The 15,513-nt window shown below is 60.6% G+C and carries 11 protein-coding genes and 1 pseudogene; 3 read left to right on the top strand and 9 right to left on the bottom strand.

What is annotated here, in order from left to right; translation table 11 throughout:
* Positions 1–109: 109 nt before the first annotated feature.
* From ABRA89_RS16975 to rimP, 6 genes and pseudogenes are all read right to left on the bottom strand, one after another.
* The gene (locus tag ABRA89_RS16975; protein ID WP_349942684.1) at positions 110–319 is read right to left on the bottom strand and encodes a hypothetical protein; all 210 of its coding nucleotides are present in this window, start codon (positions 317–319) and stop codon (positions 110–112) included.
* A 173-nt stretch (positions 320–492) separates the two neighbouring features.
* Positions 493–2,781: a translation initiation factor IF-2 gene (gene infB, locus ABRA89_RS16970; RefSeq protein WP_463671312.1), complete on the bottom strand. Its 2,289-nt coding sequence runs from the start codon at positions 2,779–2,781 to the stop codon at positions 493–495.
* A gap of 639 nt (positions 2,782–3,420) precedes the next feature.
* Positions 3,421–3,567 (bottom strand): annotated as a pseudogene (locus tag ABRA89_RS20445) (translation initiation factor IF-2 associated domain-containing protein); the annotation flags it as partial.
* A gap of 94 nt (positions 3,568–3,661) precedes the next feature.
* The gene (locus tag ABRA89_RS16965; RefSeq protein ID WP_349942682.1) at positions 3,662–4,351 is read right to left on the bottom strand and encodes an RNA-binding protein; all 690 of its coding nucleotides are present in this window, start codon (positions 4,349–4,351) and stop codon (positions 3,662–3,664) included.
* A gap of 89 nt (positions 4,352–4,440) precedes the next feature.
* A complete protein-coding gene (gene nusA, locus ABRA89_RS16960; RefSeq protein ID WP_349942681.1) occupies positions 4,441–6,042 on the bottom strand; it encodes a transcription termination factor NusA in 1,602 nt (533 codons plus the stop codon).
* A gap of 133 nt (positions 6,043–6,175) precedes the next feature.
* Complete coding sequence (gene rimP / locus ABRA89_RS16955) at positions 6,176–6,781, bottom strand: ribosome maturation factor RimP (RefSeq protein WP_349942680.1); 606 nt, start codon at positions 6,779–6,781, stop codon at positions 6,176–6,178.
* Positions 6,782–6,938: 157 nt separating this feature from the next.
* On the opposite strand from rimP, the gene ABRA89_RS16950 reads away from it, so the two are divergent.
* Positions 6,939–8,141 (top strand): nucleotidyltransferase family protein, encoded by a 1,203-nt coding sequence (locus ABRA89_RS16950; protein ID WP_349942679.1) that lies wholly within the window; start codon positions 6,939–6,941, stop codon positions 8,139–8,141.
* A 12-nt stretch (positions 8,142–8,153) separates the two neighbouring features.
* Here ABRA89_RS16950 and trmB read toward each other — a convergent pair whose 3' ends face one another.
* The 3 genes from trmB to ABRA89_RS16935 form a co-directional block, all read right to left on the bottom strand.
* The gene (gene trmB / locus ABRA89_RS16945; protein WP_349942678.1) at positions 8,154–8,864 is read right to left on the bottom strand and encodes a tRNA (guanine(46)-N(7))-methyltransferase TrmB; all 711 of its coding nucleotides are present in this window, start codon (positions 8,862–8,864) and stop codon (positions 8,154–8,156) included.
* 118 nt (positions 8,865–8,982) lie between these two features.
* Positions 8,983–10,248 carry a methionine adenosyltransferase gene (gene metK / locus ABRA89_RS16940; RefSeq protein WP_349942677.1) on the bottom strand — a complete coding sequence of 422 codons (1,266 nt, stop codon included), beginning with the start codon at positions 10,246–10,248 and terminating at the stop codon, positions 8,983–8,985.
* A gap of 269 nt (positions 10,249–10,517) precedes the next feature.
* Entirely contained in the window at positions 10,518–10,931 is a 414-nt protein-coding gene (locus ABRA89_RS16935) for a helix-turn-helix domain-containing protein (protein ID WP_349942676.1), read from the bottom strand.
* 452 nt (positions 10,932–11,383) lie between these two features.
* On the opposite strand from ABRA89_RS16935, the gene acnA reads away from it, so the two are divergent.
* A complete protein-coding gene (gene acnA, locus ABRA89_RS16930) occupies positions 11,384–14,149 on the top strand; it encodes an aconitate hydratase AcnA (protein ID WP_349942675.1) in 2,766 nt (921 codons plus the stop codon).
* 336 nt (positions 14,150–14,485) lie between these two features.
* Positions 14,486–15,232 (top strand): DUF1223 domain-containing protein, encoded by a 747-nt coding sequence (locus tag ABRA89_RS16925; protein WP_349942674.1) that lies wholly within the window; start codon positions 14,486–14,488, stop codon positions 15,230–15,232.
* Positions 15,233–15,513: the final 281 nt, after the last annotated feature.

Raw genomic sequence — 15,513 nt, 5'->3', positions numbered from 1 at the left:
ATGAAAGAGGCAAGATCAGCCGGCACCGTCAGGCCGCAATAGGGGAAGGCACGAAAGAAGGCCAGACGTCCCGAAGCAAAGTGGCTGCCTTATGCCCGTAATCGAGCGGTTACTTTGCTGGCTTAGCGCGATTTTCGAGGCGCTCGGCAACGCGCTTGAGGCTTCTCATGGACTGAGAGACGTTGGCGCAGTTGTGAACTGCGGACTTCAACGCCTCTTCGTCGACCGGCTTGCCGGCATCGAGTTCATGTAGGAACTCACAGATTCCCTCGACGCGCTCGCTGACCGAGTCGATCGCACTGTCGATACCCTTCGCCATCCGTCACCCCGAGCCCGATGATCCTGATTCAGCATTAAGCGAACAGGCATGCGAATTGCTAGAGTAATTCCGCATCAGCCTTATGGGAAGTACGATGAATTGCCTAAAATCAAAGAGGCGGGCGATCGCTCGCCCGCCTCCCAATCACGTTTAATCGTCCGATCCGCGAAGCTTTAGAGCGTGCGGGCCACGTGTTCGACTCGGAAGCACTCGATGACGTCGCCCTGGCGAATGTCCTCGTAGTTCTGGAACGCCATACCGCATTCCTGACCACTCTGGACCTTCGAGACTTCGTCTTTGTAGCGCTTGAGCGTCTTGAGTGTGCCCTCGTGGATGACGACGTCGTCGCGCAAGAGGCGAACGCCCGCACCACGCTCGACTTCGCCCTCGGTAACGAGACAACCCGCGACCTTGCCGACCTTGGTGATCTGGAAGACTTCCCTGATCTCGGCGTAGCCGATGAAAGTCTCGCGGCGTTCCGGTGCAAGAAGCCCGGACATCGCGTCCTTCACGTCGTCCACCAAATCGTAGATCACGTTGTAGTAACGGATCTCGATGCCTTCCTGAGCCGCCGCGTCACGAGCCTGCTTGTTGGCACGGACATTGAAGCCGATGATCGAAGCGTTCGAGGCCTTGGCGAGCGAGATATCGGACTCGGTGATAGCGCCGGCACCCGAATGGATGATGCGGGCCTGCACTTCGTCCGTACCAAGCTTTTCCAGTGCCCCGTCGATCGCCTCGATCGAACCCTGGACGTCGCCCTTGATCAGGAGCGGGAACGTCTTGAGGCCGGAGTCCGTCAGCTGGCTCATCATCTGCTCGAGCGAGCCGCGCTGGCCTGCCGACTTGGCGACCTGCTTCTCGCGGGTGAGACGCTGGCGATAATCGGAGATCTCGCGGGCCTTCGCTTCCGATTCGACGACGGCGAAGCGATCGCCGGCCATCGGCGTGCCCTGCATGCCGAGCACTTCGACCGGCATGGAGGGCGGAGCCTCTTTCAGCTGTTCGCCACGATCATTGACGAGGGCGCGAACGCGGCCCCACTCGTCGCCTGCAACGACGATGTCGCCTCGACGGAGCGTACCGGTCTGGACGAGGACGGTCGCGACCGAACCACGGCCCTTGTCGAGCTGCGCTTCGATGACGACGCCTTCCGCCGTACGGTCCGGATCGGCCTTCAGATCGAGGATCTCGGACTGGAGCAGGATCGTTTCCAGAAGCTTGTCGAGATTGGTGCCGTTCTTGGCCGAAACCTCGACGTCGAGCACCTCGCCACCCATGGATTCGACGAACACCTCATGCTGCAGAAGGCCGTTACGGACCTTCGAGGCATCGGCATCCGGCTTATCCATCTTGTTGATCGCCACGATGATCGGCACACCGGCCGCCTTGGCGTGGTTGATGGACTCGATTGTCTGCGGCATCACGCTGTCGTCGGCTGCAACAACCAGGACGGCGATATCCGTAGCCTGCGCACCGCGGGCACGCATCGAGGTGAAGGCGGCGTGGCCCGGCGTATCGATGAACGAGATCTTCTGTCCGTCCTGTTCCACCTGATAGGCGCCGATATGCTGGGTGATGCCGCCGGATTCGCCCGATGCCACCTTCGTCTTGCGAATCGCGTCGAGAAGGCTGGTCTTGCCGTGGTCGACATGGCCCATGATCGTAACGACCGGCGGACGGCTCTGGAGGTTCTCCTCCTTGTCGTCGACGTTGAAGATGCCTTCCTCGACGTCCGACTCGGCGACACGCTTGATCGTATGGCCGAATTCGGAGGCGATCAGCTCGGCCAGATCCTGGTCGATGATGTCACCCGGCTTCATCATCTGTCCCTCTTTCATGAGGTACTTGATGACGTCGACCGACCGCTCGGACATACGGTTGGCGAGTTCCTGAATCGTAATCGTTTCGGGAATAACCACTTCGCGCGAAATCTTCTCTCTCGGCACGCTTTGCTGCGACCGTTTGAATTTTTCCTGACGGCGACGGATCGACGAAAGCGAGCGGCTGCGCCCGCCGTCGTCTCCCGAAAGGGCCCGATCGAGCGTCAGCTTGCCGCGACGGCGGTCACCTGAGGATTTCGAGCCACGGGGCGCTTCCGCACCGCCCTTACGACGGCGCTCCTCCTCCTCGGAGACTTTGCCGCGCTTGCCAGTGCGTTCTTCGCGAGCAAGCGCCGCTTCGGCATCCGCAGGAGACATCGGATCGGGCTGCTTGGCGGCACCGCCACGCGGTTTTGCGGCCGCAGGCTTCTTCTTGGCCTCTTCCTCGGCCTTGCGACGCTCTTCGGCTTCCCGCTCGCGGCGTTCGGCTTCCTCAGCGGCTCGCTGTTCGGCCTCCGCACGCTCGCGCTGGCGACGTTCGTCCTCGGACTTGCGGCGGGCCTCGTCTTCCTGGAAGACACGGCGCGCCTCGACTTCGCGCTGCTTGGCGATTTCGAGCGCACGCTTGCGTGCGTCCATCTCGCGCGACGAAAGATCGGACAGGACTGCACCGCGCGGGGAGCGCTGCTGGCCACCGCCTGCACCTTGCGAATCGCGGCGATCCTGACGGCCGCCGGGGCGGCGATCATCGCGACCGCGGCCAGCGCCTTGGCCACCGCGACCCTGCGGCGCGGATGCTCCGCCCGACTGAGGCTTTGCAGGCGTTGCCGCCGCAGGCCTGGGCGCGGCAGTAGCAGTCGGTTTCGCAGGCTCTGCTTTAGCTGGAGCTGAAGAAGCCGCCGCTGTCTCCGCCTTCGGCTCCGTTTTGGCTTGGGGCTCAGAGGCTTTCGCTTCGGCCTTCGGCGCGGGCTCAGCCACCGCCTCGACAGCCGGCGCTTCTGCGGCGGGCGCTTCAACGGCAGGCGTTTCAGCCTTCACCGGCTCGGTCGGCTCGGGGCTCGACGGCTGCGGCTTCGCGAATTCGATATTGCGCGGCTTGCCACTCGGCGCCTGCGGACGCGGCGGAGGCGGTGCGACCGTACGATTATCGGCCGCCGGTGCCTTCGGCTCGGCAGGTTTTGCAGGTTCCGGTGCCGCCGGTTTCGGCGCACGCGGTTTCAGGCCTTCCGCAACAGATGAAGAAGCACCCTGATCGCCAGGCTTGGTGATCCGCCGCTTCTTCGTCTCGACAACGACGTTTTTCGTGCGCCCATGGGAAAAATTCTGCCTGACCGTGGACTGTTCGTTGCCGCCACGCTTCAAGGACAGGGTCTTCTTCTGGTTCACACTCAGCGTCTTGTCGTCGCCGGACTTGGTATCGCTCATCTATAATTCCGTTTCTCGACGCAGATTTCGTCCCGCGCCCGTTCCATGTTGGGAATGCCGCCTCTTGAGGGTGCGTTCCCGAATTCAACTCAATTCATCGCTGGACCTCGCCATGCGCGTGTCGTTCCGCATCCGCAAGAGCGGCCGAAGGGCTTTCACTCCGATATTCCAAGAGCGCCCGGAGGCGTCTTGCGGCGGCCAATCCCGCATCTCCGGATAGGATCGCCGCATGTATCACATTTCCACCCCCGAGCGCCAAATCCAAATCGACTCCCGAGAAAGGTGCCGCCACCGGAGCGGCATTCTCCATCGAACCGTCGGCACCGGCATAGCGGGCCGCGGCAATTCTTCTTCTTCCATCTTCGCTCGCCTCCTGCGCGTGGAGGATGAAAAGCGCTTCTCCGCTTCGTGCCGCAGCCTCGACCTTCGCCGAACCCGTGACGAGCTGGCGGGCCTTCTTGGCAAGACCCAGCGAGCCCAACGCAGACTTTGCGAGCAGCCGGTCTAGGTCGGCACCCAGATCGGCAGGCCCCTTGACCTCTCCGCGAAAGGCCCTGGCGAACAGCTTGCGGCGCATCGCCTCATCGACCGATGTCCGAGCGCATCTGACATGCGCGCCGCGCCCCGGAAGACGCCGCTTCAGGTCCGGAACCACCTGTCCGTCGGGAGAGAGGACGAAACGAACGAGCCGATCCGCGTCCATCGCTTCCCGGCTCACGATACAGGTCCGGTCGTTCAAAACCATCTCCTCTTCGTCCACCGGTTCGCTTTCGACCGCACTCATTCGATCCCTGACCCTCGCCTCACCAATTAGCGTGATCCGGAAAACCGGCCCTCTCACATGAGAAAGGGCCGAATCGTCCAGACCGGATATTACGCCGTCTCGGCTTCAGCTTCCTCTTCGACCTCTTCCTCGCCGGCGAGATCGTCTTCAGTGATCCAGCCTGCCTTCAGCCGGGCATTGAGAACCATCTGCTCGGCATCTGCGCGGCTGACTTCGAACTTGCTCAACGTACCGTCGAAGCGCTTGGTTTCACCCTTCGCGCGCTCCGTCCAGCCGCAGAGATCGTCGACGGCGTAACCCGCGAAATCCTCGATCGTCTTGGTGCCGTCCTCGCCGAGCACGACTAGCATCTCGGTGGTGAGACCCGGAATCTCGCGAAGTTCGTCCTGAACGCCCAGCTCGACCCGCTTGGCGTCGAATTCCGCTTCGCGCTTGTCCAGATATTCGCGGGCGCGGCTCTGGAGTTCCTCGGCCGTATCCTCGTCGAAGCCCTCGATCGAGGAGACCTCCTCAGCATCTACATAGGCGACCTCTTCGATCGTCGCAAAACCTTCCGATGCAAGAAGCTGACCGACCATCTCGTCGACGTCGAGCGCTTCCATGAAGATCTCGGAGCGTTCGTTGAACTCCTTCTGACGACGCTCGGACTCTTCGTCCTCGGTCAGAATATCGATGTCCCAGCCGGTGAGCTGCGAAGCAAGCCGCACGTTCTGGCCGCGCCGACCGATGGCGAGGGACAGCTGATCGTCCGGAACGACCACCTCGATACGCTCGGCATCCTCGTCCAGAACGACCTTTGCGACTTCCGCCGGCTGAAGGGCGTTGACGATGAAGGAAGCCGCATCCGGCGACCAGGGAATAATGTCGATCTTCTCGCCCTGAAGCTCGCCAACGACCGCCTGAACGCGGGAACCGCGCATACCGACGCAGGCACCGACCGGATCGACGGAGGAGTCGGACGAAACGACGGCGATCTTGGCGCGCGAGCCCGGATCGCGAGCAACCGACTTAAGCGTGATGATGCCGTCGTAGATCTCCGGCACTTCCATGGTGAAGAGCTTCGCCATGAATTGCGGATGGGTACGCGACAGGAAGATCTGGGGCCCACGCGGCTCGCGTCGGACATCGTAGACATAGGCGCGCACGCGATCGCCCGGACGATAGAGTTCGCGGGGGATCTGCTCGTCGCGGCGGATGATCGCCTCGCCCTTGCCGAGATCGACGATGACATTGCCGTATTCGACCCGCTTGACCTGACCGTTGATGATCTCGCCGACGCGATCCTTGTACTCGTCATACTGCATGTCGCGCTCGGCCTCGCGCACCTTCTGCACGATGACCTGCTTGGCGGACTGGGCGGCGATGCGGCCGAAATCCATCGGCGGGAGCTGCTCGGCGATGAAATCGCCCGGCTCGGCGTCGGGGTTCTTGTCGCGGGCGAGCTCAAGATAGATCTGGGTCGCCGGATCCTCGACATTCTCGACCACTTCGAGAAGCCGCTGCAGCTTCATCTCGCCGGTCCTGGTATTGATGTCGCAGCGAATGTTGGTCTCCTGACCATAACGGCTGCGCGCTGCCTTCTGGATCGCGTCGGCCATCGCCTCGATGACGATCTCACGGTCGATCGTCTTTTCACGGGCGACGGCATCCGCAATCTGCAGAAGCTCCAGCCTGTTCGCACTCACTGCCATGTTTTCATTCCTCCGTTCAGGATCGGGCCGGCTTCACAGCGCGGCGGCGACCTCGAATAGTCATTCGTCTCACCGACATTCAGGCCGGCTCTTGCGTCGCAGCGTGGAAGAACTCCACGCTTCGACGGATGGATCAATGCGGACGGCCAGTTTCGCCATCGTCGTTATCGTTGTCAGCGGCGTTGCCGCGCCCCTTGCGCCGGGCCTTGTCGGCCTTAAGCGACGCTTCGATCAACTCGTCGGTGAGAACGAGGCGAGCGTCGGCAATCGCATCGAGCGGAATTTCCACCGAAGCCGGCTCACCATAGGCCGGCTGGTCACGCTCGATGGTGATCGCGTTGTTCTCGACCTTCAGGATCTTCCCGCGATAGCGCTTGCGATCGGCAACGAGGCGCGAGGTTTCGAGCTTCATCAGAAAGCCCGCCCAAGCTTCGAAATCGGAGGCGCGCACGAGCGGACGATCTATTCCTGGCGAGGATAGTTCCAGATGGTAGGCTCCGTCGACCGGGTCCTCGGCTTCGAGTACCGGCGAGATCGCGCGGCTCACCTCTTCGCAGCCCTCGACATCCATGGTGCCGTCCGGCCGTTCGGCCATGATCTGCACCGTCTTGCCGTTCATGCCGGAAACGCGCACACGCACCAGCCGATAGCCAATCTCCACGATCACCGGCTCGACGATAGCGGCGATCTTCGCCTCAAGTCCGTCTTCGGTCACGATGCGTGTTTCTTGTTCGGTCAATGTCGCTCCGGTAATTCTTATCTCCGTTCCGCGTGAATGCGCAGAACACAGATTTTCATGTGACGTCCCAGCCGTTTCGGAGCGATTTCGCCATGTCCCGAAAACAAAAAAGAGCGGGACCGGGTGGACCCACTCTCTCGAAACGACCGTAGAGAATATGGGCGGGATATACGCTGATCGGAGGTCGGGTTCAAGAGTGATATTGAGTCCCGAGTGCCAAACTGACCCGCGTGAATGGAATGCATTGTGTGCATCAAGAGTTTTTTTGATGCACATTGCTTTTGTGTGCATCAAATTTTATTTTGATGCACACAGTTTATCGAAATGCGTATACACGGCCATGAAAATCTTATCACATAGCCGTCCGGCCCATGTCGCTTATCAGGACCTCCTGCGCCTTCATCTCGACGATCAGGCATCGCGACTGATCGGCACTGTCGAGGAGCGCAGACGAAATGGCCGCACCTACCTATACGAGCGCTTTCGCCTCGGATCCGAAATGAAGAGCCGCTATCTGGGCGAGGATCTACCAGATCTCCGAGAACGCCTGGAAAGAGCAAGCGTGCTCAAGGCGGAAGCTGACGAGCGCGCCAAGCGCATGAGCCGCCTCGTTCGCACACTCCGGGCCGAGGGCTTCATCACTACCGATCGCGAGACCGGGTCGATGCTACTCGCCTTTTCCAAGGCAGGCGTCTTCCGCCTCGGCGGCACCCTCGTGGGAACCTCTGCCTACGCGCTGTATCAAGGCGAACTCGGCGTTCGGATGGACTACGAAGAACTGGCTCAGACCGGAGATGTCGACTTTGCCAGTTTCGAACGGCTTTCACTTGCAATCGAAGACAAGGTGGATACCGATCCCGGCACCATTCTCGCATCTCTAAAATTCGATCCGGTTCCCGGTATCTTCGATCGGCAAGTCTGGCGGTGGAGACAAAGCAGCGGCGAAGCCATGGTCGAGTTTCTGACGCCGGCCTTCGGAAACGAGACAGTCAAGCCGCTGCCAGCCCTCGGGGTCAGCGCTCAGGCCTTGAACTACCTGAATTTCCTCATTGCGGAACCGATCAAGGCGGTCGCTCTCTACCGCTCCGGCGTTCTGGTTCAAATACCGAGGCCTGAGCGCTTCGCCATACACAAATTGATCGTCGCAGATCGACGGCGGGAGGGTCCGGATCAACTGAAGGCCCGGAAAGACCGCGCCCAGGCAAAATTCCTCGTCTCGGTTCTCGCCGAAGATCGACCCGACGATCTCGCCGAAGCTTATGCCAATGCTCGTTCGCGAGGCCCCCGCTGGCGAGAGCGAATCGATAATAGCCTGACAGTCATGCCGGAGACGGCAAACCGGCTGTCTTCCGTTATTTAAGCAATTGCCGACCTAAACTCGCATAAACGTCAAATAAGCAGGCGTCCGCCCTTCCCGCTTGGCCTTTGCCTCGTAGCGGGTCCCCGGCCAGCCTTCATACGGCGTATGCCAATCTGCCGGCCCGGCTGCCTGCCAATCGAAGGCGGAATGATCGCGGCAGTGGACCAGCGTCCAGTTCACATAGGTGTCGATGTCCGAGGCGAAGCGGAAGAGGCCACCGGGTCTGATAACGCGGGCGAGCCGATCGAGGTTCTTCTCGTTCACGAAGCGGCGTTTGAAATGGCGCTTCTTCGGCCAGGGGTCCGGATAGAATAGGTCGACGCCAGAAAGGCTCGCCTCCGGAAGCCAGTCGAGCAGCGTGACGGCGTCCTCGTCGAAGAGAAGAAGATTGTCGCGCGGCTCATCGTCGAGACGACCCAGCAGCTTGGCCATACCGTTGACGAAGGGCTCGACGCCGATAAAGCCCGTTTCAGGGTAACGCCCGGCTTCGTGATGGAGATGTTCTCCACCGCCGAACCCGATCTCCAACCGCACCGTATCGACCGGAACCGGAAACAGATCTCCGAGATTTTCTGGTGTGCCTTGAGCCAGATCGACTCGGCACTTCGGCAGCTCCTCCTCGATCAGCCGCCGCTGACGCTCCCGAAGTTTCGGGCCCTTCAGCCGTCCGAAAAAGGCTTCACGCTGGCGCGTCGGATGGGAAGAATTCGTGTCGCCGCTCATCGCTTTTTCGGTCTCGGCCTGTCGGTCCAATTAAAGTGCGAATGCAAAGAAGCCGCACCTTGAGGCGCGGCTTCGAATATCTTCTGTTTTCGATCCATCGGCTGGATAGCGGAAAGTCTCAGCCTTCCTTGATCGCCGCCTTCAGCTTCGTGCCGAGATCGGTCTTCTCCCAGGAGAACGATCCGTCGCGACCCGGCTTGCGACCGAAATGGCCGTAGGCTGCCGTCTTCGCGTAGATCGGCTTGTTGAGATCGAGATGCTTGCGGATACCGGTCGGCGAAAGATCGACCGTGGCGCGGATCGCCTTCTCCACCTGCTCCTCGGTCACCTTGTTCGCCGTGCCGTGCATGTTGACGTAGACAGAAACCGGCTGCGCGACACCGATGGCGTAGGCGAGCTGGATGGTGCATTTGTCGGCGAGCTTGGCCGCAACGACGTTCTTTGCCAGATAGCGCGCCATATAGGCGGCCGAGCGGTCGACCTTCGTCGTGTCCTTGCCGGAGAACGCGCCACCGCCATGGGGCGCCATGCCGCCATACGTATCTACGATGATCTTGCGGCCGGTGAGGCCCGCGTCGCCATCCGGTCCGCCGATCACGAACTTGCCAGTCGGGTTGATGTACCAGATGCAGTTGTCGGCGATCGGCAGCTCGCCCATCGCTTCACGGATATAGGGCTCGCAGACAGAGCGGACTTTGTCCGAATCCCAACTCGGATCGACGTGCTGGGTGGAGAGCACGATCGAGGTGACCTCGACCGGCTCGTCGTTCTCGTAGCGGATCGAGACCTGGCTCTTTGCATCGGGTCCCAGTTTGGCGACCTCGCCCTCGCCCTTCTTACGGGCGGCGGAGAGGAGTTCGAGGATCTTGTGCGAATAGTAGATCGGAGCCGGCATCATATCCGGCGTCTCGCGGCAGGCATAACCGAACATGATGCCCTGGTCGCCCGCGCCCTCGTCGGTATCCGCGCTTTCCTTGTCCCGCGTCTCATGAGACTTGTCGACGCCCTGGGCGATGTCGGCCGACTGGGAGTGAAGAAGAACGTCGATCTTGGCGGTCTTCCAGTGGAAACCGTCCTGCTCGTAGCCGATGTCGCGGATCGCGCGCCGTGCCGCTGAGCGAATGCGACCGGCATTGACGACCTTCTCGCCCGCCTTGTTTTCCTTCATCAGGCTGTCAGGCAGGCGAACCTCGCCGGCGATCACGACACGGTTGGTCGTTGCGAGAGCCTCACATGCAATACGAACGTCCCACGGATTGGACTCCGTTTTGCGCGCTTCGCGATAGATGAGATCGACGATTTCATCGGAGATGCGGTCGCAGACCTTGTCGGGATGGCCTTCCGAAACGCTTTCGCTCGTAAAGATGTAATTGGCATGCGCCATTCAAATCGACTCCTGTCTTTCTGAAAATCATCACCGGCCGCGGCCGCGCATTTTCAAGCAGCGGCGACAAATCGGCCATACCGGCATGCCTTTGAAGCGATTGCTGAGCGAAGGTCAAGGCAGCGAAGACGCCAAAGCTCAAATATGCCATGAGGCACGACGACGCTTGGAAAGCTTCCAAAAGCGCGCTTTTGGACCGATTCTAGGCAGTTTAGCGGTTTTTGAGTATCCTCCGTAACCACTGCCTTACAAGGCTGGCGACTGGATGGTCAGTCGTCATCATCCTCGGCCAGAGAGCGCACCAATTCGACGACGCGACGTCGGACTTTCTGGTTTTCAATCTTTATGAAAGCCTTGTTGAGTTGCAGCCCTTCAGACGTCGAAAGAAAGTCGACGACGTAGTCGCCACCCTCCGGTTCGCTCATTCCAGCCACATGCTCGCCGCTAGCAGGAGCATCTTCGAAGAAAAACGAGACAGGAACCTTCAGGACCTCGGAAATGCGCTGCAGCCGGCTGGCGCCGATCCGATTCGTGCCCTTTTCGTATTTCTGGACCTGCTGAAACGTGATTCCGAGGGCCTCGCCGAGCTTCTCCTGGCTGAGGCTGAGCATTGTGCGGCGGAGCCGAACGCGCGAGCCGACATGGGTGTCGATTGGGTTAGGCTTCTTCTTGTTCACCGGCATCGCACGCCCTTGAGTTGCGTATTCGTCTTCGCAGAACCTTTAAATCCTTTCAAGTGCAAACTGGCAACCGGAAGACGACAGAAGACGCGCCGAGAGTAGTCTTTCCAACGCCCTTCGAAGGACTTGGCGCCGCGATGAATCCGAGTTGCGAATACCCGAACCTCGTCGGCGCCGAGCCGGATCATGCTGCAGCGAAGCATAAATTCGCGTCGGTTGAGCCAGACGCCCTTTATAGCTGTTCCAATCAGCGCTAGATGCACCTTACAAGCCATGCCAGCGACCGGCGTGGATCGTCATTAGAGCCGATGCTGCGGCACCTTGATGTCCCGAGGGTGCCCGGGGCGGGCAAAGCGGAAATGGTCGTACCCGCATCTTCGACGCGCGTCTTCCGCCGCGCGAAGCCTGTTCGCCCTTCGGCCGTCGTCTCGGTTCGAAAAGGAACGAAACGCTCCATGTCCAATCATCCCGACAGCTTCAAATGCCGCAAGACGCTCGACGTCGGCGGGAAACCTTACGCCTACTTCGACCTTAAGGAAGCCGAGAAGAACGGCCTCGATGGCATTTCCCGCCTTCCCTTCTCCATGAAGGTTCTCCTTGAAAACCTGCTGCGCAACGAGGACGGGCGCACGGTGACGAAGGAGGATATCCAGGCCGTCTCGAAATGGCTGGATGACAAGGGCAAGGCCGGCTACGAAATCGCCTATCGTCCCGCCCGCGTTCTGATGCAGGACTTCACCGGCGTTCCGGCCGTGGTTGATCTCGCCGCCATGCGTGATGCAACCAAGCAGCTCGGCGCAGATCCCAAGAAGGTGAACCCGCTGGTTCCGGTCGATCTCGTCATCGACCACTCGGTCATGGTCGACTATTTCGCCACGTCCGACGCTTTCGAGAAGAACGTTGACGCCGAATACGGGCGCAACAAGGAGCGCTACCAGTTCCTGCGCTGGGGTTCGGAAGCCTTCCAGAACTTCCGCGTTGTGCCGCCCGGCACCGGCATCTGCCACCAGGTGAATCTGGAGTATCTCGGCCAGACCGTGTGGACACGTGAGATTGACGGTGAAACCGTCGCCTATCCCGATACACTCGTCGGCACCGACTCGCACACCACGATGATCAACGGCCTCTCGGTTCTCGGCTGGGGCGTCGGCGGCATCGAGGCCGAGGCTGCCATGCTCGGTCAGCCGATCTCGATGATGATTCCGGAAGTGATCGGCTTCAGGCTCGAAGGCTCGCTGCCGGAAGGCACCACCGCGACCGACCTCGTGCTTACGGTCACCGAAATGCTGCGCAAGAAGGGCGTCGTCGGCAAGTTCGTCGAGTTCTTTGGCCCGGGCCTTTCGAACCTGACGCTGGAAGACCAGGCGACCATCGCCAACATGGCTCCGGAATACGGCGCAACCTGCGGCTTCTTCCCGATCGACAAGGACACCCTTGCCTATCTCGAAGCGACCGGACGCGAAAAGGATCGCATTGCGCTGGTGGAGGCTTACGGTCAGGCTCAGGGAATGTTCCGCGAGGACTCGACGCCGGATCCGATCTTCACCGATACGCTGGAGCTCGATCTTTCGACGGTGGTGCCTTCGCTCGCCGGTCCAAAGCGTCCGCAGGATCGCGTGGCGCTGACTGATGCGGCTCCGGCCTTCCACAAGGCGCTGGACGAAATCACGGGTGGACGGAAGAAGGACGACAACCCGGAATCGTCAGGCGATTCGCGCTTCATGGATGAAGGCGCGACACTGCCGAACGAGGTGCCGGGCGACATCGCCTATCGACACGACGTGGAAGGCGCCTCTCACGGCCTCTCCCATGGCGACGTAGTGATCGCCGCGATCACCTCCTGCACCAACACGTCTAACCCGAACGTGCTCGTCGCGGCGGGTCTCGTCGCCCGAAAGGCGTTCGAGAAGGGCCTGACGGTGAAGCCGTGGGTGAAGACGTCACTCGCGCCAGGCTCGCAGGTTGTGACCGAATATCTCGAAAAGTCTGGTCTCCAGACCGATCTCGACAAGATGGGCTTCAATCTCGTTGGCTACGGCTGCACGACCTGCATCGGCAATTCCGGCCCGCTGCCGGAGCCGATCTCTGAAGCGATCAACGAGAACGATCTCGTCGCCTGCTCGGTGCTCTCGGGTAACCGCAACTTCGAAGGCCGCGTGAACCCGGACGTTCGCGCGAACTATCTCGCCTCGCCGCCGCTCGTCGTCGCCTATGCGATCGCCGGCACGATGTTCAAGGACATCACCAAGGAGCCGCTCGGGCAGGACAAGGACGGCAATGATGTCTATCTCAGCGACATCTGGCCGACGACGCACGAGATCGCGGAGATCGTCCGCGAGACGGTGACCCGCGACATGTTCGAGGATCGCTATGCCGATGTCTTCAAGGGCGATGAGCACTGGCAGAAGATCGACGTCTCTGGCGGCCTTACCTACGATTGGGACGACACCTCCACCTATGTCCAGAACCCGCCCTATTTCGACGGGATGGACCAGGAGCCGAAGCCGGTCGAGGACATCAAGGGTGCCCGCATCCTGGGCCTCTTCGCCGATTCGATCACGACCGACCACATCTCCCCGGCAGGCTCGATCAAGAAGGACGGTCCGGCGGGCGAATATCTCGTCAGCCATCAGGTGCGGCCGATCGACTTCAATTCCTATGGTGCCCGGCGCGGCAACCATCAGGTTATGATGCGCGGCACCTTCGCCAATATCCGTATCAAGAACCAGATGGTTCCGGGCGTCGAAGGCGGCGTGACGATCCACCATCCGTCCGGCGAGCAGATGCCGATCTACGACGCGGCGATGAAGTATCAGGACGAGGGCGTGCCGCTCGTCGTCTTCGCAGGCAAGGAATACGGCACCGGCTCCTCGCGTGACTGGGCAGCCAAGGGTACGATCCTCTTGGGCGTGAAGGCCGTCATCGCCGAAAGCTTCGAGCGCATTCACCGCTCGAACCTCGTCGGCATGGGCGTCGTCCCATTCGTCTTCGCCGAGGAAGGTCAATCGTGGGAGAAGCTCGGCCTCAAGGGCGACGAGAAGGTGACCATCGAAGGCCTGACGGACATCAAGCCGCGTCAGGAAATGGAAGCCGTAATCGAGAGCGCCGACGGATCGAAGCAGACGATCAAGATCAAGACGCGCATCGATACCGACGACGAGCTCTCTTACTACAAGAACGGCGGCATCCTTCACTACGTGCTGCGCCAGCTCGCAGCCTGAGGTCAGGCGCTGCCTTAACCAATCGAAAGCCGCCGGACTTCTTGTCCGGCGGCTTTTTCACGTCAGACAGCGAGACGAGGAATTGCTGCTCACATTTTAATCACGCTCGCGTCGCGCGATCGTTTTTCGCCTCACCCTGACGTGACTGGCTCGGTGGCGATCAGGTTCCTATCATATTGCCGATAGGCGGCTAAGCGCCGTAAACGCCATGTAATCCTCGAAGGTTTGACGACAGCTTTGCACAGTTGCGGTTTTCCATCGGCTCGACTTCAAGAGCCAGCCTCGGCATCATCAGCCGTCTGGAAACCGGTTTTCCTGCTGGTCATCTTCCTAGCGATGGTTACGGCTCACTCTTCGTTTGCGCAGGAACCAGAGAGCGCGGAAGAAGGCTCGCGCGTTGCGCATGTGGTGGAGCTTTTCACAAGCCAGGGCTGCAGTTCCTGTCAGCAGGCGGAGACGGCTTTGTCCGATCTCTCCGAGCGACCCGGTGTTCTCGCCCTAGCCTATCATGTCGACTATTGGGACTATATCGGCTGGCGCGACACCTATGGCTCGCCCGAAAATACGGCGCGGCAACAGGCCTATGGCGAGAGCTTCAACCTCTCGACGCTCTTTACGCCCCAGATGATCGTCGACGGCCGCAGACAGATCGTCGGGGCCAAGTCCGAAGACGTTGTCGAGCTTCTCCAGACCCTATCAGCAATCGATACAGACGGTGGTGCATCCGTCTCGGCCCGCATCGTCGGAGACAACCTGAAAATCCGAGCCAGCATGTCCCAGCCGATCGGCGACGGATCACTGCCGGTGCTGATTGTCGTCACCTATGACGCACGCTCGAAGACTGAAATCACGCGCGGCGAGAACCTCGGATCGACGCTCGTCGAGACCAACCCGGTTCGTGACTGGCGAATTATGGGTGCATGGTCCGGCGAGCCGATGAAGATCAGCCTGCCAATCTCCACCCTGACAACGGGTGCCAACGGCGAGAACGGTTGCGCCGTCTTCATCCAGCTGATGTCGCAAACTGGCGAACCGGGACCAATTCTTTCGGCGACCCGGCTCGATCTCAGCGCCCACGACTGACGATCCCACTGCGCCTCGACCTTGTTAGCCCGGCAGCATACCCGGCCGCGCCGTGACGTCTTTGAAAGGATTTGTCGGCACCCCTATTTCCATGTCACCATGCTGTCATAGTCTGGCTCGAACTCTCTGATCCCCTGGCTTTGTTGAGAAGCCAACGAGCCATCCCTGATTTCCAGCGCGAAGTGCAACACCCCAGAGCCGATGTATGATCGGCTCGGTTGTCCAGACCAATTGGAGTGTTGCGTTGCCATCCTACGTCCATCTTTCATCTCTCGAAAGAG

It is taken from the genome of Fulvimarina thalattae, assembly GCF_040239565.1.
Lineage (GTDB): Bacteria > Pseudomonadota > Alphaproteobacteria > Rhizobiales > Rhizobiaceae > Fulvimarina.
Note: the sequence above shows the minus strand (reverse complement) of the source record. Positions and strands in the feature narration are given on the sequence as shown.

Bases quoted from the DNA above. Each gene is read 5' to 3' on its own strand.
- ABRA89_RS16975 (WP_349942684.1), bottom strand. From the start codon at position 319: ATGGCGAAGGGTATCGACAGTGCGATCGACTCGGTCAGCGAGCGCGTC.
- infB (WP_463671312.1), bottom strand. From the start codon at position 2,781: ATGGACGCACGCAAGCGTGCGCTCGAAATCGCCAAGCAGCGCGAAGTC.
- ABRA89_RS16965 (WP_349942682.1), bottom strand. From the start codon at position 4,351: ATGAGTGCGGTCGAAAGCGAACCGGTGGACGAAGAGGAGATGGTTTTG.
- nusA (WP_349942681.1), bottom strand. From the start codon at position 6,042: ATGGCAGTGAGTGCGAACAGGCTGGAGCTTCTGCAGATTGCGGATGCC.
- ABRA89_RS16950 (WP_349942679.1), top strand. From the start codon at position 6,939: ATGGGCGGGATATACGCTGATCGGAGGTCGGGTTCAAGAGTGATATTG.
- trmB (WP_349942678.1), bottom strand. From the start codon at position 8,864: ATGAGCGGCGACACGAATTCTTCCCATCCGACGCGCCAGCGTGAAGCC.
- metK (WP_349942677.1), bottom strand. From the start codon at position 10,248: ATGGCGCATGCCAATTACATCTTTACGAGCGAAAGCGTTTCGGAAGGC.
- ABRA89_RS16935 (WP_349942676.1), bottom strand. From the start codon at position 10,931: ATGCCGGTGAACAAGAAGAAGCCTAACCCAATCGACACCCATGTCGGC.
- acnA (WP_349942675.1), top strand. From the start codon at position 11,384: ATGTCCAATCATCCCGACAGCTTCAAATGCCGCAAGACGCTCGACGTC.
- ABRA89_RS16925 (WP_349942674.1), top strand. From the start codon at position 14,486: ATGGTTACGGCTCACTCTTCGTTTGCGCAGGAACCAGAGAGCGCGGAA.